20 protein-coding genes are annotated in these 22,465 nt (G+C 46.4%); 6 read left to right on the top strand and 14 right to left on the bottom strand.

Annotation, left to right across the window (positions count from 1 at the left end; genetic code table 11):
• Positions 1 to 14: 14 nt before the first annotated feature.
• Complete coding sequence (locus ABY044_RS03310) at positions 15 to 440, bottom strand: gamma-glutamylcyclotransferase family protein (RefSeq protein ID WP_373018138.1); 426 nt, start codon at positions 438 to 440, stop codon at positions 15 to 17.
• A 217-nt stretch (positions 441 to 657) separates the two neighbouring features.
• On the opposite strand from ABY044_RS03310, the gene ABY044_RS03305 reads away from it, so the two are divergent.
• Together ABY044_RS03305 and ABY044_RS03300 are read left to right on the top strand one after the other, a co-directional pair.
• On the top strand, positions 658 to 1,524 hold the full coding sequence (locus ABY044_RS03305; RefSeq protein WP_373018136.1) for a hypothetical protein: 867 nt from the start codon (positions 658 to 660) through the stop codon (positions 1,522 to 1,524).
• Between the two features lie 218 nt (positions 1,525 to 1,742).
• The gene (locus ABY044_RS03300; protein ID WP_373018134.1) at positions 1,743 to 4,433 is read left to right on the top strand and encodes a cation-transporting P-type ATPase; all 2,691 of its coding nucleotides are present in this window, start codon (positions 1,743 to 1,745) and stop codon (positions 4,431 to 4,433) included.
• A gap of 47 nt (positions 4,434 to 4,480) precedes the next feature.
• On the opposite strand, the gene ABY044_RS03295 is transcribed toward ABY044_RS03300, so the two are convergent.
• From ABY044_RS03295 to ABY044_RS03280, 4 genes are all read right to left on the bottom strand, one after another.
• On the bottom strand, positions 4,481 to 5,248 hold the full coding sequence (locus tag ABY044_RS03295; protein ID WP_373018132.1) for a carbon-nitrogen family hydrolase: 768 nt from the start codon (positions 5,246 to 5,248) through the stop codon (positions 4,481 to 4,483).
• A gap of 237 nt (positions 5,249 to 5,485) precedes the next feature.
• The gene (locus tag ABY044_RS03290; protein ID WP_373018130.1) at positions 5,486 to 5,653 is read right to left on the bottom strand and encodes a DUF3012 domain-containing protein; all 168 of its coding nucleotides are present in this window, start codon (positions 5,651 to 5,653) and stop codon (positions 5,486 to 5,488) included.
• 83 nt (positions 5,654 to 5,736) lie between these two features.
• On the bottom strand, positions 5,737 to 6,747 hold the full coding sequence (locus ABY044_RS03285; RefSeq protein WP_373018365.1) for a DUF5666 domain-containing protein: 1,011 nt from the start codon (positions 6,745 to 6,747) through the stop codon (positions 5,737 to 5,739).
• Complete coding sequence (locus ABY044_RS03280; RefSeq protein ID WP_373018128.1) at positions 6,747 to 7,622, bottom strand: DUF6502 family protein; 876 nt, start codon at positions 7,620 to 7,622, stop codon at positions 6,747 to 6,749. Before ABY044_RS03280 ends, ABY044_RS03285 begins: the two co-directional genes overlap by 1 nt.
• Positions 7,623 to 7,886: 264 nt before the next feature.
• On the opposite strand from ABY044_RS03280, the gene ABY044_RS03275 reads away from it, so the two are divergent.
• On the top strand, positions 7,887 to 8,213 hold the full coding sequence (locus tag ABY044_RS03275; protein ID WP_373018126.1) for a multidrug efflux SMR transporter: 327 nt from the start codon (positions 7,887 to 7,889) through the stop codon (positions 8,211 to 8,213).
• Positions 8,214 to 8,367: 154 nt separating this feature from the next.
• Here ABY044_RS03275 and ABY044_RS03270 read toward each other — a convergent pair whose 3' ends face one another.
• The 6 genes from ABY044_RS03270 to ABY044_RS03245 form a co-directional block, all read right to left on the bottom strand.
• Entirely contained in the window at positions 8,368 to 8,697 is a 330-nt protein-coding gene (locus tag ABY044_RS03270) for a DUF3240 family protein (RefSeq protein WP_373018124.1), read from the bottom strand.
• Between the two features lie 21 nt (positions 8,698 to 8,718).
• The gene (locus ABY044_RS03265; RefSeq protein ID WP_373018122.1) at positions 8,719 to 11,805 is read right to left on the bottom strand and encodes an efflux RND transporter permease subunit; all 3,087 of its coding nucleotides are present in this window, start codon (positions 11,803 to 11,805) and stop codon (positions 8,719 to 8,721) included.
• Between the two features lie 2 nt (positions 11,806 to 11,807).
• Positions 11,808 to 12,971 carry an efflux RND transporter periplasmic adaptor subunit gene (locus ABY044_RS03260; RefSeq protein ID WP_373018120.1) on the bottom strand — a complete coding sequence of 388 codons (1,164 nt, stop codon included), beginning with the start codon at positions 12,969 to 12,971 and terminating at the stop codon, positions 11,808 to 11,810.
• Positions 12,972 to 13,051: 80 nt separating this feature from the next.
• Positions 13,052 to 14,353 (bottom strand): TolC family protein, encoded by a 1,302-nt coding sequence (locus ABY044_RS03255; protein ID WP_373018118.1) that lies wholly within the window; start codon positions 14,351 to 14,353, stop codon positions 13,052 to 13,054.
• A 99-nt stretch (positions 14,354 to 14,452) separates the two neighbouring features.
• Complete coding sequence (locus ABY044_RS03250; RefSeq protein WP_373018116.1) at positions 14,453 to 15,817, bottom strand: sensor histidine kinase; 1,365 nt, start codon at positions 15,815 to 15,817, stop codon at positions 14,453 to 14,455.
• Positions 15,814 to 16,488: a response regulator transcription factor gene (locus ABY044_RS03245; RefSeq protein ID WP_373018114.1), complete on the bottom strand. Its 675-nt coding sequence runs from the start codon at positions 16,486 to 16,488 to the stop codon at positions 15,814 to 15,816. Before ABY044_RS03245 ends, ABY044_RS03250 begins: the two co-directional genes overlap by 4 nt.
• 484 nt (positions 16,489 to 16,972) lie before the next feature.
• On the opposite strand from ABY044_RS03245, the gene ABY044_RS03240 reads away from it, so the two are divergent.
• The 3 genes from ABY044_RS03240 to ABY044_RS03230 all read left to right on the top strand — a co-directional run bounded on the left by ABY044_RS03240 (position 16,973) and on the right by ABY044_RS03230 (position 17,500).
• Positions 16,973 to 17,107, top strand: coding sequence for a hypothetical protein (locus tag ABY044_RS03240; RefSeq protein WP_279419382.1), 135 nt, complete (start codon positions 16,973 to 16,975; stop codon positions 17,105 to 17,107).
• A gap of 62 nt (positions 17,108 to 17,169) precedes the next feature.
• The gene (locus tag ABY044_RS03235) at positions 17,170 to 17,304 is read left to right on the top strand and encodes a hypothetical protein (protein WP_279419385.1); all 135 of its coding nucleotides are present in this window, start codon (positions 17,170 to 17,172) and stop codon (positions 17,302 to 17,304) included.
• A gap of 61 nt (positions 17,305 to 17,365) precedes the next feature.
• Entirely contained in the window at positions 17,366 to 17,500 is a 135-nt protein-coding gene (locus ABY044_RS03230; RefSeq protein WP_279419383.1) for a hypothetical protein, read from the top strand.
• A 78-nt stretch (positions 17,501 to 17,578) separates the two neighbouring features.
• On the opposite strand, the gene ABY044_RS03225 is transcribed toward ABY044_RS03230, so the two are convergent.
• From ABY044_RS03225 to ABY044_RS03215, 3 genes are all read right to left on the bottom strand, one after another.
• Positions 17,579 to 19,183, bottom strand: a complete 1,605-nt coding sequence (locus tag ABY044_RS03225) for an ABC-F family ATPase (protein ID WP_373018112.1) — start codon at positions 19,181 to 19,183, stop codon at positions 17,579 to 17,581.
• 282 nt (positions 19,184 to 19,465) lie between these two features.
• Positions 19,466 to 21,361, bottom strand: a complete 1,896-nt coding sequence (htpG, locus tag ABY044_RS03220) for a molecular chaperone HtpG (protein ID WP_373018110.1) — start codon at positions 21,359 to 21,361, stop codon at positions 19,466 to 19,468.
• Positions 21,362 to 21,519: 158 nt separating this feature from the next.
• A complete protein-coding gene (locus ABY044_RS03215; protein ID WP_373018108.1) occupies positions 21,520 to 22,443 on the bottom strand; it encodes a hypothetical protein in 924 nt (307 codons plus the stop codon).
• Positions 22,444 to 22,465 lie beyond the last annotated feature (22 nt).

Raw genomic sequence — 22,465 nt, 5'->3', positions numbered from 1 at the left:
ATGGCTATACCGCTCTAATCAATTCGACTCAAATCAAAGTTATCTTTTTCGCGCTGAATAAATTCCTGAAGATACTGTAAACCGAATTGTCCGGCGTCCCAGTCCCGGTCTTCCAACAAGTTACGAAATTGCGCTTTGAATACATAAACTTCCGCCTGAGTTGTTTCGCCCCCTTCCAGCGTTACCGTGACGGTTTGACGAACATACTGATCACCTTCAAACACATCCAGCAACATCAGATCACTTTCGTTTAACCCGCCGTAAAGCACGCCATCCACCCGATCTTCTACCTTACCCTCAACAACGGCCGGATATAATTCGTCTTTCACCGCAAAACGGCGCATACCCGAAACATAAGCTTTTCGACTCGCATAATTCCCTCTGACCACTCTTTGCCAAACTTCGGGAAACATTAAGGATCCATAGGTAAACAAATTCACAAAATCTTTCTCCAATTCTCGTTGTTTAAATCGACTCACTGTCAGACCAGAGGACAAAAGACATTCGCCGTTTAAATACCATTTATAAACCGATCATTAATTTACAAAATCCAATCCATTAAAAACTTTAAGGAAAATAATGAATAACAGATATTGACGAACAAATACGCATTTTCTATGATGTCTCATTAACCCCAACTTATAGTCAGGAACATTGATGCCGGTTCAAACCTTTAACGATCGCGACGAACTCAATGATCTGTCCGATCTCAACTATCATGTCATCGAATCCATTGCCTATAGTTTTATTCAAGAACACGGTCAGCGCTGCATTCATAATGGTGAACTGAAGTCGTACGAATCTGAAGACACCATGGCCAGCGAACTGCATAAAATGCTCAGCCAACCGCTATTGGGGCTCCGCCAAATTATCCCGTTGATCACTTTCTGGATTAGCGAGTTCTCTCTCGATTTTAAAGACAAACTTTACGAAATCGAACACAAACGTTTAATCGAATTTCAAAATCTCGCCAACCAACTTGAGCAGATGATTGCATCACAGGAAAAGGTCAGCATCAAGCTTAAGCTTGCCAGCTTTCTGGCGGAGCTTCAATACCACGAAATTCACGAAGCGATTCCAATCCTGGAACAACATTTTAACCTGCATTATCCATGCGACTCCCAAGACGGCTTCGAGATAGCGAATAATCCACCCTCGACCCCTGAAGAAGCATTGGCCCGCTTACAAAACTTACTTCAATTTTCGGAACATGAGATCGATTTAACCATTGATGCAACCGATCCGCATAATACTGTATTCAGCAACTCTCAAGGTTCCGAAAACGCCATATCGGACGATTCCGACAACCTTCATTCCCAGGCTGAGCGCTGGCTGGAGAAATTTCAATTTGACGGCGTCAAATTCGAACGTTTTGTCGAGGCCTACTACGCCGAACCCGAAGAGATGCAGGCCGCAATCGATCAGGCGATCGTTTCTAAACCGATTCATTTCCTAAGTACCGAGCAGCACCCTAAACGCGACTCTCTACGCGAACGTATCACCCAAAAGATCTTCCGTAACTAACCTTGTTGCGGAACGGAATAACCGCTCGGTTTTCAGCTAAAATCACAGGGTTTGCTCCTTCCCCCTTTTAGGCTTTCCTTTCACCTAAAGTCACTATATGATTAAGCTTATTTGAATTAATAAGCAATCTTTTTCCTACCGTCAAAAGTCGGAATTTGTTTTCAAAAAGCTCTCGGGCCCCTTTACGATTCAATCCATAACCTACGGATCAGATAGCTATGAGCGCGGAAAAAAAATGGCACCATCAACCCCTTGAAGAGACCCTTTCTAAACTGAAAAGCGACTTTAGCGGTTTAAGTGTCGAGGAAGCGCAGCGCAGAATCGAAGAATACGGACCCAATCGCCTGCCGCAGCCCCCAAAACGTTCACTTCTAATGCGGTTTTTACTGCAATTTCACAACATCCTCATTTACGTCCTGCTCGGATCCGCTTTGATCACCGCCTTACTGGGCCATGTGGTCGATACCATAGTTATCTTGGCCGTTGTCCTAATCAATGCCCTCATCGGTTTGATCCAAGAAGGTAAAGCCGAAAAAGCCATGGACGCCATCCGCCAGATGCTCGCACCTCAAGCCGCGGTGCTCCGTGACGGTCAACGACATACGGTTATTGGCGAAGAACTGGTGCCCGGAGACATTGTTCTGATCGAAGCCGGCGACAAAGTACCGGCCGACTTGCGTCTATTACAAAGCCACGGCCTGCAAATCCAAGAGGCGATTCTGACTGGAGAATCGGTTCCGGTTGAAAAACAGATCCAACCCGTCGATGCACACGCCCCACTAGGCGACCGTTCTTGTCTCGCTTTCAGCGGCACGACCGTTACCTATGGGCAAGGTAGAGGGGTCGTGATTGGTACGGGAACGCAAACCGAGATCGGGCGAATCAGCGGCCTGCTCTCACAGGTGGAAACGCTGAGTACGCCCTTGATAGAACAAATGGATAAGTTCGCCAAATGGCTCACACTAGTCATTCTAGGCGTCGCCGCACTGGTCATGGGATTTGGTATCTTTGTTCAGCAGCAGAGTTTTTCCGAACTGTTTCTGGCTGTGGTCGGTCTTTCAGTCGCCGCCATTCCGGAAGGCTTGCCAGCCGTCCTCACTATCACTCTAGCGGTAGGCGTAAAAGCGATGGCACATAGAAATGCGATTATCAGACGTTTGCCGGCCATTGAAACCCTGGGATCGGTTTCCGTCATCTGTACCGACAAAACCGGCACGCTAACGCGTAACGAAATGAGCGTCGCCAGCGTCTTTACAGCAGAATCCCGGTTTCAAATCAAAGGGGAAGGCTACTCCCCTAGCGGCGAAATACTCCAAAACGGAATCGCCATCGATGCCCTTAAACAATCGAGCCTCCACGGACTTGCCAGAACTCTTGTCCTATGCAATGACGCCGAACTGAAAAACCGTCAGGAAGAATGGACGGTGGAAGGTGATCCGATGGAAGGTGCCTTATTGGCCTTTGCGGAAAAGACCGGAATTGATGTAGCGGCTGAACGCAAACATTGGACGCGCACCGATCTTATCCCTTTCGATGCCAAACATCAGTTTATGGCGACGCTGAACCACGACCATGAAAACCACGCTTTTATTTTCATAAAAGGCGCTCCCGAAAAACTGTTTGCGCTCTGCGAAAAACAGATGATGGAAAACGGTGAAACCATTCCGATCAACATTGACTTCTGGCATCAACAAGCCGAATTAATTGCAAACCAAGGTCAACGTGTACTGGCCGTTGCTTACAAAAGTATCAATCCAGACCATACCATATTGGAAAGACCCGATCTTAATGACAACGTGACACTCCTGGGCATCATCGGCCTTATGGATCCGCCGAGAACCGAAGCGATCGAAGCGGTCGCAGAATGCAACCGGGCCGGAATCCGCGTCAAAATGATTACCGGAGACCATGCCGTCACGGCTGCGGCCATCGGACGGCAAATCGGCCTGCAAAATGCCGATCGTGTATTAACCGGAAACGATCTGGACCTTTTGGATGACGAAGCACTTAAAGCCGACGTTCTTGAAACCGATATTTTCGCACGCACCAGTCCCGAGCATAAACTTCGTTTGGTTATGGCTCTGCAATCCCACGGCATGACCGTTGCCATGACCGGCGACGGCGTCAACGACGCACCCGCCTTAAAACGCGCCGATGCCGGTATCGCCATGGGGCTCAAAGGGAGCGAAGCGGCAAAAGAAGCGGCCGAACTGGTCTTGGCCGATGACAATTTCGCCTCGATAGCCGCAGCGGTAAGAGAGGGGCGTACCGCCTACGATAATATTAAAAAAGTCATTAGCTGGACGTTGCCGACCAGTTCCGGTGAAGCCGCCACTATTATCTTAGCCATCCTGCTTGGCATGACTTTACCGGTCACCCCGGTTCAAATTTTGTGGATTAATCTGATTACCGCAACGACCTTAGGAATCGCTTTGGCGTTTGAACCGACAAACGAACATGCCATGGGACAACCGCCCCGTCCTCGTAATCAAGCTTTACTCGATGGTAGTTTGATATGGCACATCATCCTTGTCAGCCTTCTGTTTATTGCCGGAGTGTTCGGTATTTACACCCATGCAATCAACCAAGGAGAAACAATTGAATACGCCAGAACGTTGGCGGTCAATACATTGGTTGTCATGGAGATATTCCACCTGCTATTCATCCGCAACATGAACACGCTGGCATTAAATTGGAACGTCCTAAAGGGGACTAAAGAAGTCTGGATTGCAATTCTGGTCGTAATGGCCGCGCAAATTGCGATCACTTTCATTCCCGCACTTCAACGCTTGTTTGAAACAGAAACCATCTCGGTGGCGGATTCTTTATTGATTCTGGCGATCGGAATCGGCTTGTTTGTGATTATCGAAATTGAAAAACAACTGCGCTTGCGCTATTTTCCGAAGTGAATTATTTGTCACGCATAGAGTAGAAAGAGTGCAAAGACATGTCAGTCTTATTTCTTCATATCTTTTAAAAATGGATATTGCTCTCGAACCCGTTTAATCCGTTCAACCGGCAGTTCGGTTATTTGCACAGCCTGATCCGCTGAAGCAAATGAGAGGATTTCACCAAACGGATCAACCACCATCGATCCACCGGCATACTGTAAGCCATTACCGTCTTCACCGATGCGATTGACGCCCACCACGAAACATTGATTCTCGATGGCTCTGGCCTGCAAAAGAATTTCCCAATGCTTCCGGCGGGTACTCGGCCAATTGGCAATCACAAACACCATTTCCGCTTGCGGCATCACTTTACGAAAGAGTTCGGGAAAACGCAGATCATAACAGATAAAAACGCTGCAAGGAATACCGTCTATTTCAAACAGAACTTGTCGATTCCCAGCCTGGTAATGGCGCCCTTCCCCGGCATAATTAAAGGTATGATTCTTACTATAACAAGCTAGTTCATTTCCTTTACGATCAAATACCAATGCGCAGTTTCTTACTTGCCCTTCCGTATCGAACAGAGCCGCTCCGGCGATGATATAAATCCGATAATGTGCAGCAAGCGTTTTAAGCGTTTCATAAACTCGTCCCTGACGAGTTTCGGCAAACCGTTCCGACTGCATGGAGAAGCCGCAATGAAACAGTTCGGGCAAAACCGCAACATCGTAAGAATCTCCGGCAATGGCTTCAAATGTTTCCGATAACTTCTGCAAGTTAGCTTCGGCATCTTGCCAAACCGTATCAAACTGTATTATCGCAACTCTCGTCATCTTAACTCCGCCTAACTATTCCAATAGACAAATAGTTTGTTCGACCATTCTGCCATCTTTTCAGAATATGTTTCAAATGATTAATTCCTATAAAAAAAGCCCCTACCCTAAGGTAGAGGCTTTTTTATAATCAACCACGGTTGTCGTTCTCAAATCATAACTTCGAACTTCAAACGCATCGCTTTTATTGTTTCATCATTTGAACCGATGTTGCTTTACGGCTGAGCTTTATGAATCTTATTTCAATAAGCAATGCTTGGTAAAATCAGTCGCTTCATTAGCGGTCCATTCACCTTTCGGCTTTTCTTTCATATCGGCACACCACTGATCGCTGCCGACTTCCGCGGAACAACCCGCCAAAAACAAAATCGAAACACTTAATAAAATAGCTGAAAAACGCTTCATTGCTTACCCCTCTACCACTTTAGAATACTTATTTAATACGCATAATATCAAAAACGCCTCTATTGAGGCGTTTTTTTATCGATTTATTTCCGCTGAGAAGGAGCGGAATGTGCCGGAAGCGGCGTAGACAAACTACGCACATTCGAAATCGAATTAATCGGTCTAATCACGGATCGGTTGACGGGGCTCACCGGTTTCATCAAGGTTCTAACTCCCGGTTCCTTACCCGGTGTCAATTGAACGCCGCCATTTTCCGATGGAATCATCTTAACCTTAGGCTGTGACGACAATCCCTTCGGAACGTGGACGAATTCACCTGCCTTGTAGGCAACCAGCCAATTATCCTGCATAACTACTCGTTCGACCTTTTCCGAAAAGACGACATCCGGTTGAGTTTTGACCCATGAAACCTGTCCGTTTTGCGGTTCGACCAAAGTTGCCTGCCACGCATTTTCACGCTGACTACTGCCTTGCTGATATACCGGCAAGCCGCTGACACGCACATATTCACCGACTTTTAATTGCAGGTCATTCGCCAAACGCGTGCCTTCGTCAATATAAACCCTTTGGCCGTTAATCATGATTTCGGTCGCCATCGTATGCATTTTCAACGTCTCAATCTTACCGGCCAACGGATAATAGATATGAATATTAGCCGTTGTGGTCTTCTCTTGATCCGGATGGGTTTCCAGCCAAACCTGCTGACCGATACGTAGATCGCTTGCCTTCAATCCGGACATATGTCCTGGAATATTGCTGTCGATTTGCGTCTTCTCGCCCAGACCGATCTCGATTCCGTTCACCCAGATACTACCGAATTTTTCGATAGTTCCGATAACGCCAGTACCGCCAAAACCGGAAGAGGTATGCCCTGTTCCTCCATAGCCACTGTCTAATTGCATGGTATGACCCACTGCTTCCGTAGACATCGCAACCTGTTGAGTACGTCCGGTACCGCCAAAACCAGAAGTTGACGAAACCAATACGATTTCATCCTGCGGCTGAATTCTGTTGTTATCCGTCGTCGAACACGCCGCTAATTGAAACATCAGCAGCACAGAAACGAACGGATAAAACCATTTATTAGGCTTCATCACTTGGCTGTTCCTTTGTCCGCATCTGCTTCAATCTCAGCTTCCAAATCCTCCTGGACTTGTTCGCAGCAATAGAAATAAGCACCAAAATGCATTGCGTGATCGTTTTTATCGGACTGCTGGTCCTGATACTGTAAACGACTCGCCATCTGGTTAACTTCCGTCAACAACTCAAGCGCGCCGGCTCTTGCATAGGCTTCTAATTCCTTCACGGAATTCTCGCTCAGATCGCCGTAATAAACGGCACGATCCAGCATCGGCGCCTGTTCACCTGTCAGGTTATGTGTAACAACGCTTAAATGGTCGCCGATATTTTTTCCGACAAAGAACAATTTTTCTTCAAAATCCTCTTTAGGGACATAACCCGATTCTTGCAGTTGCACTAATCCTTGACGGTCAATTGCCACCACCCCTTGATGAATCCATTCATCGAGAATAGAACGCGGATGGACATCCTTAGTGACGCAACGCACCATCGTATCGAAAGAAAGTTCGTTGCCTTCCGAATTTCTAGGCAACGCCTTAGGTTGGCCGTTTTCGTTTAAATAGTCCGGATGACCAAGCCAGGTCGCCATTAATTGTGCGCTTAGACTCGCTTTACGCTCTTTGGCTTCCATAGGAACCGCTTCCTGCTCGCGAATGCGCTTCACTTCTTTTCGGTGTACGCCGGTCAGGACACTAATACGACTATCGGTCTGCTTCTTGCCTTTCAACGTGAATTGCTGATCAGCCACTTCAACATAAGTGGTTTTTAACAGATCGATCAAAGCGGTATAGGTAATCCCTTGGCGCAGCAGCAAGCTTACCAATGGTCTAAGGATTCTTTTGATCGCTTTAAATAAAGCTTTTTGTTGGGTATCTGTAATTTCGTTCATGTACGCATTATAGCAAAATAAATTTGACATGGAAAATTTTTACATTTAAACTGCAATCCAATCCCTAAGAAATGGTAATTTTTTACACTTTTTAAAGAATCACCATTTTCATGTAGTCTAGTCTCCTCAGAGTACAGTTGTCTTTGCCTGCCAATCTCCCAATTGGCAGGGATTTTTTTCCAACCCGCCTTAAAACCCCAATTTCATTGATTTTCAAGTTGCAAGCCACTATCCTCTCTGCTTAACCATTAAAACGAGCTAAGCATGATTTATTGGATTTACTTATCAATTGCAATTCTATTTGAAGTAGCAGGCACAATCTCCCTGAAACTTTCCACCCAAAATGGCAATATCTTAACGACCGGATTAGTTGTGTTGTTTTACATCACCTCTTTCACATTCATGTGGCTGGCGATGAAAAAGATAGAAATGGGTGTTGCCTATGCGGTCTGGGCGGGTGCCGGAACCGCTATTATCGCGATGTTAGGGTGGCTGATTTTCAAAGACAGCATGACAATCATGAAGATGATGTTCATCAGCCTAATCATCATTGGCGTCGTCGGTCTAAAATTGGCAACACCGTCCCACTAATAACTCAAACCACCTTTATTAAATTCCGAATTCTAAAAACGCAAAAGGCCTGATATAAACAGGCCTTTTTTTGTTTTTAATATTGAAAAGAAACCCGATAAACGACAAAGCGCTTTAAGGCTTCCTTTTAAGGATTACAACATGAGTCGTTCGGTCACACCTGACCGTGTTCGAACATCGGTATAATCCGGTAACTGATCGTTGCCGTCGGCATTTCCAATTTTATATTGTCCATAATTTGTTTCGTTAAAAAGTAAGTGCACTCAACCTGCACCATGACCTTGCGCTGGAAACCGGCAACTTGCTCACGAACATTTAAGCGTTCCTGAGGCTGGCCGTAACCCTGCACGTCGATCACCGAAAAAAACAAACTCGGCTTTTCTGCCAGCAGGCAATCAACCACATCATTCACCTGCGATGCAGGCAAAATGAGATGTAATACGACACTGCAATCGTCGTTCGGTTTTAGTTGACTAAATTCCATTGTTATCTCTCCATCCTTTGCCTACTTCTGTTTTTCCAAGCCCAACGATTTCACTCCGAACATACGGTAGATAATCGGTAGAATCAACAGGGTTAAAATCGTTGACGTAATCAATCCGCCGATGACCACAATCGCTAGAGGACGCTGGATTTCAGACCCGGGACCGCTAGCGAAAACAAGCGGTATCAGACCTAAGGCGGCAATGCTCGCGGTCATCAGAACCGGACGCAAACGACGCATTGCCCCTTCCACCACGACATCGTCGACCGACATACCTTGGGCAATCAGTTGATTGAAGTAACTCATCATCACCACCCCGTTGAGAACCGCAATCCCCAGCAAAGCGATGAATCCGACCGAAGCGGGAACCGAAAGGTATTCGCCGGTCAGCCACAAGGCCACGACCCCGCCGATTAACGCAAACGGAATATTGGACAGTACCATGGCTGCCTGAACACCCGAACGGAAAGTGGTGAACAGAATAATGAAAATCAATATCAAGGCAATCGGCACCACAACCATTAAACGTTGCGCCGCACGCTGCTGGTTTTCAAACTCACCGCCCCACACGAAGTAATAACCGGCAGGCACATCCAGACCGGCCGCTTTCTGCTTGGCTTCTTCAACAAAACTAACCAAGTCGCGCCCGCTGACATTCGCCACCACCACGGAGAAGCGCTTGCCCTTCTCGCGTTTAATGGCAACCGGACCGTCAACTTCAACCACCTTCACCAGTTGATTCAGTTGGATGTTCTGACCGTCATTCAACACGATACTCTGATTAAGGAAGTCCATTTTAGAAGCACGCTCGGCCGCATCCGCACGAATAATCAACGGAATCTTACGGTTCCCTTGATAAATTCCGCCAATCGGCATACCTTCAAGATAGGCACGCAAACGATTTTCCAATTCGGAAACGGACACACCAAGACGTCCCGCTTTATAACGGTCGATCTCCAATTGCAGATACTTCATACCGTCGTTCTGTGAAGTAAACACATCTTCCGCACCATCAATCGTTTCAACCATTGCGGCCATTTTTTCGGCAATATTGCTTAATTCCTGAGAATCGTCACCGAAGATTTTAATGGCGATATCACCACGCGCTCCGGTCAACATCTCGTCAACACGCATTTGGATCGGTTGAGTAAAGGCGTAATTGACACCCGGGAACTGGGTTTCCAACACATGACGAATCTCTTCGATCAAAGCCTCTTTGCTTTTCATACGCCACTCTTCACGCGGCTTAAGCACCAAGAAACTGTCGGTATCGTTCAATCCCATCGGATCCAAACCGATCTCGTCCGCCCCCAATCGAGCCACAATACGTTTTACTTCAGGCACTTGCGCCAATAACGCCTTTTGTACCTGCATATCCATACGTTTCGACTCTTCCAAAGAGATCGAAGGCACTTTTTCCAACTGTACAATCAGATCGCCTTCGTCCATTTGCGGCATGAACGTCTTACCGACCTGGGTATAAAGTACGCCGGTGATAACCAATGCGCCTAACGCCATCGCCAAAACGGTCTTGTCATGTTTCAGAGCCGTAATCAATATAGGACGATAGACCGCCGCCACCTTTCGCATCAACCAAGGCATTTCGTGAGACGCCTTACCCAATAGATAAGAAGCAATGACCGGAATAACCGTCAACGACAAAATTAATGCGCTACCCAACGCGAATACGATCGTCAACGCCACCGGAATAAACAACTTTCCTTCCAATCCTTGCAGGGTCAGCAACGGCAGGAATACGATCATAATAATGCCGATACCGGAGATGACCGGTACAGCCACCTCTTGCAAAGAACGATAGATAATATGCAGTTTCGGCAGACGCCCGTGATGCTTGTGCTCTTCATTCGCTTGATGGGTTACGATATTTTCAACCACAACCACGGCGGCGTCGACCAACATCCCGATGGCGATTGCCAAACCGCCTAACGACATCAAGTTAGCCGACAACCCGAACCAATTCATAAAAATGAACGTCATCAAAGCCGCTAAAGGCAATACCAAAGCAACGGTTACTGCAGCGCGCACATTGCCTAAAAACAATAACAGCAGCAATACAACCAAAACTACCGCTTCTACCAGCGCTTTAGAAACGGTATGAATCGCTTTCTCGATCAAGTCACCGCGATCATAAAATACATTCACGCTAATACCTTTCGGCAAAGCTGGCTTCAATTGCTCCAACTGATTACGAACCGCCTTGATAACGTCGCTCGTATTCGCGCCTCGCAAACCGATAACCAAACCTTCCACCGCTTCGTGACGACCATTCTCGGTCACGGCACCGTAACGGGTCAAAGCTTCGATACGAACGTCGGCAATATCTTTAACGTGAATAACCTGATTTTCGTAAGTCGCTACGACGATGTTACCAATCTCGTCAACACCGTTCAGGTTACCGATACTGCGCACCAACACCGCCTCCTCGCCTTGAGACACACGACCCGCACCATCGTTACGGTTATTGCTTTCCAATGCATCTTTCAAAGCGGCAAACGGAATCTTCAACGCCGCCATTTTCTGACTGTCGGGAACCACTGCATAGGTTCTGGCTTCACCACCCAACGCATTCACATCGGCAACACCGGGAACGGCACGCAATGCAGGACGGATTACCCAGTCAAGCAAATCACGCTTTTCCATATTGTTCATCGTATCGCCATCAATGGTGAACATGAAAATGTCCCCCAAAGGCGTTGTCATCGGTGCGATTCCGCCGGTAATACCCTCAGGCAAACTAACCCCGGACAAGCGTTCTGCAATCTGCTGTCTTGCCCAATAAATATCGGTTCCTTCGACAAAGTCAATGGTGATATCGGCAATCCCGTATTTACCCATGGAGCGCAACATCTTCTGACCCGGAACCCCCAGCATCTCGACCTCAATCGGCACGATAATACGGGATTCAACTTCGGAAGGCGTCATCCCCGGCGCCTTCATAATGATTTTAACCTGAGTCGGAGAAACGTCCGGGAACGCATCGATCGGCGTTTTCTGAAACGCCATCCAGCCCGCAGAAACCAGCCCTACCGTCAACAGTAGAGCCATCATTCTCTGAGCTAAGAAAAAAGCCATTAAACGCGACAACATAATTATTCTTCCCCTTGCGCGGCCGCAACAACGGACAACATGGCTACGGCCCCTTTGGTCATTACTTGCCATGCAGATAGATTAGAAGGCACCTGTCCCTGCATAAAAATTACCGACGTGTTATCTGCCTGATCAACACGTTTCACCGGCTGTACTAAGATTTTGTCGGCGGAATCCGCCGAACGCAGGAACACCACTGACTGGCCGTCCATTTCGATAACTGATTTCAACGGCACAATAAATGCATTCGGTGCTTGCAAAGGTTCTATAAACTGAATTTTTTCCAATGCGCCCGAAGTCAGGTTTCTATCCTTATTCGGAAATTTACAATGAACCTCGATCATTTGCGTCATCGGATTCGCTTGATGGCTGATATAAGCAATCTCGCCATCCACCCCTTTAGATCCAATTCTTGCAACCTGACCGACGTGGAGTTTTTTGGTTTCGGCAATCGGAACGAATACTTCCGCCACCAATACATCTAATTCGGCGAACTTGGCGATCGGCTGATTCATCTGCAAACGCATTCCCGTACTGACTTCCAAGTCATACAACTGGCCGGCATCGGGTGCTTTGATCGTCAATATAGCCGGTTGCAGACGGTTGGTTTGCTTCAGCTTGGCAATGGCCTCTTCGGCCATGCCCATCATTTGCAAATCCTGCTGCTGCTGCTGTGCCTGCTGCGTCAACGTCGTAACCCGGCTCTCACTCGCCAATAATTGTTTCTTGGAAACCACACCCGACTGAATCAAGTTGCGTGCACGTTTGACTTCCTGCTGCACCACTTTCAAGTCAGATAACGTCGCTAAATAGTCCTTTTGAGCCTTCAATAAATCCGGACTCATTAACTCGATAATCGGTTCGTCTTTAGCCACTTCACCGTGAACCCGTAAGATCTTGCTGACCAGACCGTCCATCGGAGCGGTCAATAATTGAATATGAGCACCCGGTAACGACAAATTCGCCTGATAAGCGTAACTTTTCATTTCCGTTGCTTGCTGTAACGGTTGGAATTCAAACCCCATCGACTTCTGCTGGCTGGCGTTTAAAGGCACAGTATCGGCCGCCATAGGTTGCCCCATCCACAACAGAGTGCTTAACGCCGTAAAAGCGAAGCCTTTTTTCAAGGTTTGATTAAACTGGTTCAAAAAGCTTTCTACTTGCATGTTTCTGTCCTAATTTTGATTCTATAGGTAATTCGCTGCGGTGAATTTGATCACGCGAAGCGCCTTCAATTGAATTCGACTTAATCCTGTTTCGCCTGAATCGGTTCGATGCCTTTTCCAAGCGCCTGCCAAACCATGGCAACCTGACGTTGCACCATGACCTGTTGCTGATCCAGTTCCAATAAGGCCTGCAACATCTGTTTCTGCACACCCAACAAAGTTTGAATATTGGTTTCACCCAATTCGTATGCTTTTTCAGCCATACTCAAAGCCTGTTTGGAAACATCCACCTGCTGCTGTGCAACCTCCAAAACCGATTTGGACTGCTGTAAAGCTTGAACGGCTTGTCTCGCATCATTGGTCAATGTCTGTTTGGTTTTCTGCATCGCGACCTGTTGCTCGCTGACCAACTGATTCTGTTCAGCCAGCACCGTACCGTAAGTAGCCGGCTTACCTAGCGGAAAGCTCATCTCCACCATCAAACTGGTACGTGCCGCAGTCTGATCGTCCTGTTCTGATTTAGCACCGACAAACAAACTCGGTTTCTCGACCGCTTGGGTTTGAACCAGTTGTTTATTTGCCTGAACCTTTTGTAACTGGCTGTTAGCCCACTGCATCAGAGGATGATTTTCCAACTGCTTTTGAGCGACTTGCCAATCAGGCGCTTCACGCTCTTCAATACTGAGCGGCAATTGCGAATAACCGGTCCAGAACTGATAATTGGCCAGCTGCTGCTCATAATTATTATTGGCTTCGACACTGATCTTTTGCGCCTCAAGCAACCCTTTCTGGGCCAATACGGCGTCCATCTGCGGACTTTCACCCGCCAAGACCAGTTTCTCTACCTTACTCGCCAAAGCCGCTACCAATCCTTGGTTCTGTTGACTTCTGTGCCACTGAACTTCGGCAAGTCTCAAATCCCAAACCAATTGACGGGTTAATTTAGAAGCCTGCCAGTTCAACAACGATTGATATTGAGCCGATTGCTGTTGATAGGCCTCACCCAATTTAGCGTAAGCGCTCGATTGCGCCCCGGTTCCCACCGGAAAACTCACCCCGGTCTCCCAACTCTGAAAACCGGTATCGTCGGTCAAGGCATCGCTCTCATGGCGCACCATCATATTCATCCCGTTCGGCAACCAGGCATTAGCAGCCGTTTGGCTACTACTCACCAGATCGGCGTAACTTTGAACATTAAGTTGTTCGGGCTGTTTGGCAAGCACGGCTTGCAGAACATTTTGCATACTCGGTTCCTGAGTAGCGCTTTCCGCTTGAGCGGCACTTCCCCATAAAGCGGAGGAAATTACCACTGCCGCCGTCAAACGTTTAAGACGTGAAACCGGTTGATTTTGATTTGCCTGAGCAAAGAAGAACATATCCATAGTCGAACTCCATTTTGAGTTATTACGGGATACTCTAGAAAATGAAACTGAATCGAAGCTGAAAATTATTTTAATTGTGAAAAAAGCTCTCGAACAACGTCAAGAGCGCACATGAATTGGCAAACTTACCGTGACTTGTAAACCTGATAAGGCTGGCTGATGAGAAACAAAACGTTGACCCCGGCTAAAGTTTAATTCACCCGAATAGGCTTCGACGATGCCATGCACGATGGAAAGACCCAATCCATGCCCCGGTTGCGATTCATCCAAGCGTGCCCCTCGGTGTTGCATCAATTCAATACTGTGATCCGCGACCCCGATTCCATCGTCCTCGATATGAACCACCAAGCAATCCCGTTCTATTTCCGCCACGATGCGAATCCGCTTCTGACACCATTTGCTGGCGTTATCCAATAAATTACCTAACAATTCAAACAGGTCTTCCCGATCGAAAGGCAAGGCCTCGTCAACCTGAACGTCCACTTCAAACTGTATCGCTTTTTCACGGTACAGTTGTTGCATGGTGTCGGTCAAATCGCGAAGGTCTTCCGGAAACTTGAAAGCGGTCAGCACCATACCGCTTCCGGCGGTTCTCGCCTGAGTTAATTCGCGTTCGATCAAGTCATGAATACGCTGCGCCTGCTCTTGAAGCGACTGTTGCAATTCCGGCGTTTTATTCATGCGTTCATCGTCCAACATCTGATAGATCAGATTAAGCGGCGACTTAAGAGCATGTGCCAAATTACCGGTCGCCTGTCTGGAACGCTCTAAACGGGCGTGCAATTGCGACAATGCCTGATTCAAAGTCTCCACCAACGGAGCGATTTCACTCGGAACCGGGGTCTGAACGGAGACCACTTTACCTTCTTTAACTTGATTCAACGCTTCTTTTACCGGCTGCAAGCTGTCAAAGCTGCGCTTCAAAACGCGACGCTGGGTAAACAATAAAATGGTCAAACCCAATAATGAAAATACGGCGAACAAAATATCGAACTTCTGCAAACTGCTCTGTATCGGCGTATGGTCTTCGGCCACAAACAGGTAACCGGCCTGACCATCTATCTTAAACGGCACCCTGACTGCCAAAGTGAATAAACTGTCGGGCGCATGGGTTTCATAAACTCTCTCGTGATCTTCAGCCATCGGTGCATATAAGACATACCCCTGCAAAGACGGCGAGCGCAAGGTTTCAATTTCATTCGGCGGATTCGACTTAATCAGATAATAGTGCCCGGATTTAGGGCGTTGGTAGATCACCTCCGCCGCATTGGACGAAAGTTGCCATTGATTGTCTTTGATACTCAGATGCTTTAATAAGGTTTCGGCATCATGCTCCAAACGCGTCACGATATACTGTTCAGTCAATTGGTGAATCGCATAAGTCGTGACCCACCAGAAGGCCACAAAAAGCAAAGCCAAACTCAAGGTTAAGGCATAGCGCAACTGTTTTTCCAGTGACTTCATTTTTCCTCCACCACAAAACGGTATCCTTGACCACGCTGAGTTTCAATCCAATGCTTGCCGATTAATTTACGCAATCTTCTAATATAGACTTCCAAAACATTACTGTCGCGATCATAGTTCTGATCGACGATTTTAGCCATGATATCGGATTTAGACAGCAACTTGTTCGGATGACTCATCAAAAAACGCAACAAACGGAATTCGGTATGAGTAAGATCGTGCTCAACGCCATCAGTGGTCGTGACGCGCTGAGTTTCTAAATTCAAATTCAAACCGCTTAATTGAATGACATGATTCATATCGGTTTCAGGCGTAGCACGTTTTAGGACATTTTGAATACGGGCCAGTAATTCTTCGAAGTGAAAGGGTTTACCGACATAGTCGTCGGCTCCGGCCTTCAACCCCTCTACCCGGTCTTGCCATGCGTTTCTTGCGGTCAAAATAATGACGGGAGTGGCATTTTGCGCCGAACGCATAATCTGCAAAACCGACAAACCGGGGCGCTTAGGCAATCCTAAATCCAGAATAATTAAGTCGTAGGGATGTTCTTCAATCAGATAGGAAGCCTCTTCGCCGTCGGCAGCGCAATCCACCACAAAGCCATGTTGCGATAATTGGTGACTTAATTTCTTAGCTAACAAAGTCTCATCTTCGGCCAGTAAAAGCTTCACTCACAATCTTCCCAATGTAATCCATTTTAAAAATGACTATACCTATCTTTAATAGCCCTTAACAGGCCTCAAAACCCGCACTCAATTCTACATGTTTAATGCAACTGAACGCCATTTTAAAACAATCCCCTACCAAAAAAACAAGTTTTAACTCGGTAACACCAGAAACAAAAACGAATCATAACATATTGATTTAATTACATTAAATTACAAACAGCCGCACATTCTTGTATCGTTTACTGTCCATTTTTCTTTATTTTTAATAAAAAAACCAAAAAAAGTTTGACATGGGAATTTTTCCCACATATACTGGGACCCAACACGAAATGGGATTTTTTTCCATTTATTGAAATTCTTTACCGAGCGGTGATTTCACAAGCTGCGTTTAGCTGACAAGCAAAACACACTTAAATCACTATTTCTTTAAACCATTAACGACTGAAACATTGTAAAAAGCACAACCTCTTTCAGAAAGGAAATGAATATGAAAAAGATTATCCTAGCAGCACTATTAACGTTCGGAATTTCTGCAACCGCTTCGGCACACCACATGGCTGCCAACCCAGATGCCGGTGAATTTATCCCGGATTGGTCTCCACACCTGTTGATGGAATTTTAATCCAGGCCGAGAACCTCAGATTTTAGAAAACGTTTAAAAACGTCACGTAAAAGGACAAGAAAATGAAAAAGATTATTTTTGCTGCACTACTTACTTTCGGAATTTCTGCAACCGCTTCAGCGCACCACATGGCTGCCAACCCGGATGCCGGTGAATTTATCCCGGATTGGTCTCCACACCTGTTGATGGAATTTTAATCCAGGTCGAGAACCTCAGATTTCAGAAAACGTTTAAAAACGTCACGAAAAGGACAAGAAAATGAAAAAGATTATTTTTGCTGCACTACTTACTTTCGGAATTTCTGCAACCGCTTCGGCACACCACATGGCTGCCAACCCGGATGCCGGTGACTCAATCCCGGATTGGTCTCCACACCTGTTGATGGAATTTTAATCCTTAAAGATTGAAGTTTAAACTCAAAAAAAAGCCTGCTTTAAGCAGGCTTTTTTTATTAACCGAAGAATGGAAAAATTAATTCTCCAGGCTCGCCAAATACGATTCATAATCACCGCGGTAATCTTGAATGCCATTCTTATCCATTACCAATAAACGCGTTGCAATCGAAGAAACGAATTCACGGTCATGAGAAACGAAAATGACCGTCCCCGGATATTCTTCCAACGCCTGGTTCAATGACTCGATCGATTCCATATCCAAGTGGTTGGTCGGTTCGTCCATAATCAAAACATTCGGCTTTTGCAGCATCAACTTACCGAACAACATACGCCCTTGCTCACCACCGGAAAGAACCTTAACGGATTTGCCGATGTCTTTTTGCGAGAATAGCAAACGACCCAACACCGCTCTTAAAGCTTGTTCGTCATCACCTTCCTGCTTCCATTGCGCCATCCAATCCAACAGATTCAAATCTTCTTCAAAATCCGCAGCATGATCTTGCGCGTAGTAACCGATCTTAACGTTTTCAGACCACTTGACCTCGCCGGAAGTCAAATCGGTATCCCCGACCAAACATTTTAAAAACGTCGTTTTACCGATCCCGTTCTCACCGATGACCGCCAAACGCTCTTCAACTTCAAGCATCATGCTGAAGTCTTTGATTACCTCGTTGTCATCACCGTCTTCTTCATGATAAGTTTTGCTCAGATGTTCGATTTCAAGCGCCAAACGGAACAATTTCTTATCCTGATCGAAACGGATGAAAGGATTCACTCGGCTGGAAGGTTTAACTTCATCCAATTCGATCTTATCAATCAGTTTCGCTCTCGACGTTGCCTGCTTGGCCTTGGATGCGTTTGCGGAGAAACGGCTCACGAACGTTTTCAACTCGTTGATCTGAGCCTGTTTCTTGGCGTTATCGGCCAATAAACGTTCACGCACCTGCGTTGCTGCCGTCATATATTCATCGTAATTACCCGGGTATATACGCAGCTCGCCATAATCCAAGTCCGCCATATGGGTACAAACACTGTTTAAAAAGTGACGGTCGTGGGAGATGATAATCATCGTGCTTTTGCGATCGTTAAGCACATTTTCCAACCAACGAATAGTATCAATATCCAAGTTGTTGGTCGGTTCGTCCAACAGCAGGATATCCGGATCGGCAAACAATGCTTGCGCCAATAACACACGCAATTTCCAACCCGGAGCGACCTCGCTCATCGGTCCGTAATGCTGTTCGACCGGAATACCGACGCCCAATAACAATTCACCGGCTCTCGATTCCGCAGTATAGCCATCCATCTCACCGAACTTGACTTCCAAATCGGCGACGATCATGCCATCCTCTTCGCTCATTTCCGGCAAAGAATAAATACGATCACGCTCCTTCTTGACCTCCCAAAGTTCAGGCTGTCCCATGATAACGGTATCAACGACACTGTACTGTTCGTAAGCAAATTGATCCTGCTTCAGTTTACCGACGCGTTCGTTTTCGTCGATCGATACGGTACCCGCAGTCGGTTCCAGATCGCCGCCGAGAATTTTCATGAACGTCGACTTACCGCAGCCGTTGGCACCGATCAAACCGTAACGTCTACCTTCGCCAAATTTAACGGAAATGTCTTCAAAAAGAGGTTTTTCACCAAACTGCATGGTGATATTGGCTGTTGAAATCAATGGATTTTCCTAGTTTTTAATTTATTCACAATAGAAACTTATCACAACGAGATTCGTCCGATAAGCTTGTGAAATCAAAAGGTTTCTGAAATTGCGGGTATTGTGCCATAAACGGCGACGGTTTGTGTAAAAGATCAAGCAATAACAAGCCTTCTTTTACCGATCAATTAAGAAACCCAGCGGGTAAAACGAAAAAACCGGACAAGCATGCCCGGTTTTTAAAAAGATCGTGTTTATTGCGTTAGAAACGCAATAAACTTACCTGAAATGGAATGAAATAAATTAGACCATTTCGCTCAACAACGCATTCATTCGCTTGATGAATTCGGCAGGTTGTTCCAGCTGATCGCCTTCCGCCAACTGGGCTTGTTCTAACAGGAACAAGGACCATTGCTGCAACTTGGCTTCGTCGTCCATCGACTCCAGTTTTTTCACCAATGCGTGCTCAGGATTCAGTTCCAACACCGGCTTCTGAGTCGGGATTTTCTGCCCCATCTGCTCCATCAAACGAGCCATGTGTGCAGACATTTCACCTTCGGCACTCACCACACACGCAGGAGAATCGGTTAAACGATGTGTAATTTTCACATCCGATACCGCTTCACCCAATGCGTTTTTGACTTTTTCGGTCAAAGCTTCACGCGCTTTCTTCTCGTCTTCGGATAGATCTTTATCCGCTTCTTCATCAAATTCTTTCAAATCGGCCGACGTAATCGATTTCAACGACTTGCCTTCGAATTCCGTTAGATGTGAAACCAACCACTCGTCGATACGATCCGACAATAACAACACTTCGATGTCTTTCTTACGGAACATTTCCAAATGCGGACTGCCTTTGGCTGCGGAATGAGTGTCGGCAGTGATGTAGTAAATCGCTTCCTGACCTTCTTTCATTCGATCGACATACTCTTCCAACGACACGCGCTGTTCGGCACTGGCTTCGTTGGCCGTAGTCGCAAAACGCAACAACTTGGCGATCTTATCCTTATTAGCGTAGTCTTCGACGATCCCTTCTTTCATAACCTGACCGAACTGATCCCAGAAAGTATGGTAGTCGGTCTGATCTTCGGCTTTCGCCATCTTCGCCAATTGATCCAGAACACGCTTGACCGAAGCCGAACGGATTTTATCCACGACCTTGTTGCTTTGCAGAATTTCACGGGAGACGTTCAACGGCAGATCGGCCGAATCGATCACCCCGCGGACGAAACGCATATACGTAGGCATTAACTGCTCCGCATCATCCATGATAAAGACACGCTTAACGTACAACTTCAAACCGTAACGGCGTTCACGATCGTAAAGGTCAAACGGCGCTTGTTTTGGAATATACAGCAAAGAGGTGTATTCCAGAGTCCCTTCCACCTTATTGTGGATGTGAGCCAACGGTTCGTTAAAATCGTGAGAGATCGTTTGATAAAAGTTATTGTATTCCTCATCGCTCAACTCGGATTTCGATTGCGTCCAGATGGCAGTCGCCTTATTGACCTGTTCCATCTCGTCGGTCACCTTCATCTCTTTCGCTTCTTCATCCCACTCGCTCTTCAGCATTTTGATCGGGAAGTTGATGTGATCGGAATAAGTGGTCACGATATGCTTCAAACGGTTCTCTTCCAGGAATTCGTCCATGTCTTCTTTCAAATGCAGGACGATTTCCGTTCCTTTCTGCTCTTTTTCGACGTTCTCCAGAGTGAATTCACCTTCCCCTTTAGAGATCCAACGGGTCGCTTCCGCTGCATTGGTACCCGCTTTACGAGTGGTCAGAACCACTTCGTCGGCCACAATGAAAGAAGAGTAGAAACCGACACCGAATTGTCCGATCAGATTAGAGTCTTTAGCCTGATCGCCGGTCATGCTTTCCAAAAACTTCTTAGTACCGGAATTGGCAATCGTACCGATATTGGCGATCACTTCATCACGTGTCATACCGATACCGTTATCGGTGATCGTCACGGTGCGTGCTTGCTTATCGAAACGAATGCTAATCGCAAGTTCATCTTCACCTTCATTCAGGGCATCATTCGAAACCGCCTCGAATCGTAACTTGTCCAAAGCATCCGAAGCATTTGAAATCAGCTCACGCAAAAAAATCTCTTTATTTGAATAAAGCGCGTGAATCATCAATTTTAAAAGTTGGTTGACTTCAGTCTGAAACGCATGTGTTTCCTGTGCACTCATGAATTCATCTCCAATCATATTTTTTAGTTAAATTATTTGTCGTTAAAGGGTTCTATTAGTTTGGCTGATTCATAGGGACGGAGCCCGCTGTTTTCAAGCCCCGGAAACAAAAAAAGCACAGAAGATTCTGTGCTTTTTAAGAAGCCGTCCGATGTTGTTTAAAAACCGGAACTTTCTTTTTCCAAGGGCTTGTCTTTAGCAACCGCTCCCAATGCTTTAACGATATCGTCCGGCGCATTCGAAATGCTCATAAAACTCCCCTGCCCCATCATCGATAAGCTTGGCCAGCTAATCGCGATACGGAACTTACCGTTCAATGCGATGACTTCGTCGTCTACCACCAATAATTCATACGGGAAATGAGCGGCATGGCTTTCCGAACCGATATCGATTCTATCTTGAATAAACGTGTCCGCCGCTTCTCCATTCGACATGGAAACACCAAACACACTCATTTTCTTACCCGGAATATCGATTCGATACACTTTTGTAGCACCGGCTTTTCTACTTGATAGCCCGGCTTCCACTTTACTGATCGCTTCTTCATAAGAACCGTATTCGGCCAATTCATCTTCATCATCAAAATAAGGCATCATCATCTTATAATGGTATTCGCGCAATTCTTCGGCGCTCAAACCTTGTTCCGCACCAAATTCTTTTGTCGCGCCCAATGCACTCTTCAGGGCAGTGTCAACCGAAGTGATATCACCTTTCATGCGGTACACGTTCCACTGATATTTCGGATTGGTATAACTGACTTGAACATTACCGTTGGCATTGACGATCGCAACCCGCTCCATAGCACCAAACCCGCCGTTTTCGGATTCGGCAGCTATCGCTTTCAGCGCGTTATTAGTAACGACCAATACACGGGTTCCGGCGGCAGGCGCATAATCGCCGACAATTTCAAAACCGTTCGTCTGCAGAGCCGCTTTGGTATTCGCTGTAACCTCTTCAACGCTTCCCGCTGTTGGACTGCCAAGAACAAACGGCATATAATTCGCCGCCCAAACCGCCATTGGCGCCGTGACCAATGTCAAACTCATCAAAGCCTGAGCTCCGAATGCCGTTAATTTTTTCATTCTGTATCCTCGTTGATATTTA

This window comes from Thiomicrorhabdus sp. (genome assembly GCF_041583835.1).
GTDB lineage: Bacteria > Pseudomonadota > Gammaproteobacteria > Thiomicrospirales > Thiomicrospiraceae > Thiomicrorhabdus.
This window is presented reverse-complemented; position numbering and strand designations above follow the sequence as displayed.

Bases quoted from the DNA above. Each gene is read 5' to 3' on its own strand.
- ABY044_RS03305 (WP_373018136.1), top strand. From the start codon at position 658: ATGCCGGTTCAAACCTTTAACGATCGCGACGAACTCAATGATCTGTCC.
- ABY044_RS03300 (WP_373018134.1), top strand. From the start codon at position 1,743: ATGAGCGCGGAAAAAAAATGGCACCATCAACCCCTTGAAGAGACCCTT.
- ABY044_RS03295 (WP_373018132.1), bottom strand. From the start codon at position 5,248: ATGACGAGAGTTGCGATAATACAGTTTGATACGGTTTGGCAAGATGCC.
- ABY044_RS03290 (WP_373018130.1), bottom strand. From the start codon at position 5,653: ATGAAGCGTTTTTCAGCTATTTTATTAAGTGTTTCGATTTTGTTTTTG.
- ABY044_RS03285 (WP_373018365.1), bottom strand. From the start codon at position 6,747: ATGAAGCCTAATAAATGGTTTTATCCGTTCGTTTCTGTGCTGCTGATG.
- ABY044_RS03280 (WP_373018128.1), bottom strand. From the start codon at position 7,622: ATGAACGAAATTACAGATACCCAACAAAAAGCTTTATTTAAAGCGATC.
- ABY044_RS03275 (WP_373018126.1), top strand. From the start codon at position 7,887: ATGATTTATTGGATTTACTTATCAATTGCAATTCTATTTGAAGTAGCA.
- ABY044_RS03270 (WP_373018124.1), bottom strand. From the start codon at position 8,697: ATGGAATTTAGTCAACTAAAACCGAACGACGATTGCAGTGTCGTATTA.
- ABY044_RS03265 (WP_373018122.1), bottom strand. From the start codon at position 11,805: ATGTTGTCGCGTTTAATGGCTTTTTTCTTAGCTCAGAGAATGATGGCT.
- ABY044_RS03260 (WP_373018120.1), bottom strand. From the start codon at position 12,971: ATGCAAGTAGAAAGCTTTTTGAACCAGTTTAATCAAACCTTGAAAAAA.
- ABY044_RS03255 (WP_373018118.1), bottom strand. From the start codon at position 14,353: ATGGATATGTTCTTCTTTGCTCAGGCAAATCAAAATCAACCGGTTTCA.
- ABY044_RS03250 (WP_373018116.1), bottom strand. From the start codon at position 15,817: ATGAAGTCACTGGAAAAACAGTTGCGCTATGCCTTAACCTTGAGTTTG.
- ABY044_RS03240 (WP_279419382.1), top strand. From the start codon at position 16,973: ATGAAAAAGATTATCCTAGCAGCACTATTAACGTTCGGAATTTCTGCA.
- ABY044_RS03235 (WP_279419385.1), top strand. From the start codon at position 17,170: ATGAAAAAGATTATTTTTGCTGCACTACTTACTTTCGGAATTTCTGCA.
- ABY044_RS03230 (WP_279419383.1), top strand. From the start codon at position 17,366: ATGAAAAAGATTATTTTTGCTGCACTACTTACTTTCGGAATTTCTGCA.
- htpG (WP_373018110.1), bottom strand. From the start codon at position 21,361: ATGAGTGCACAGGAAACACATGCGTTTCAGACTGAAGTCAACCAACTT.
- ABY044_RS03215 (WP_373018108.1), bottom strand. From the start codon at position 22,443: ATGAAAAAATTAACGGCATTCGGAGCTCAGGCTTTGATGAGTTTGACA.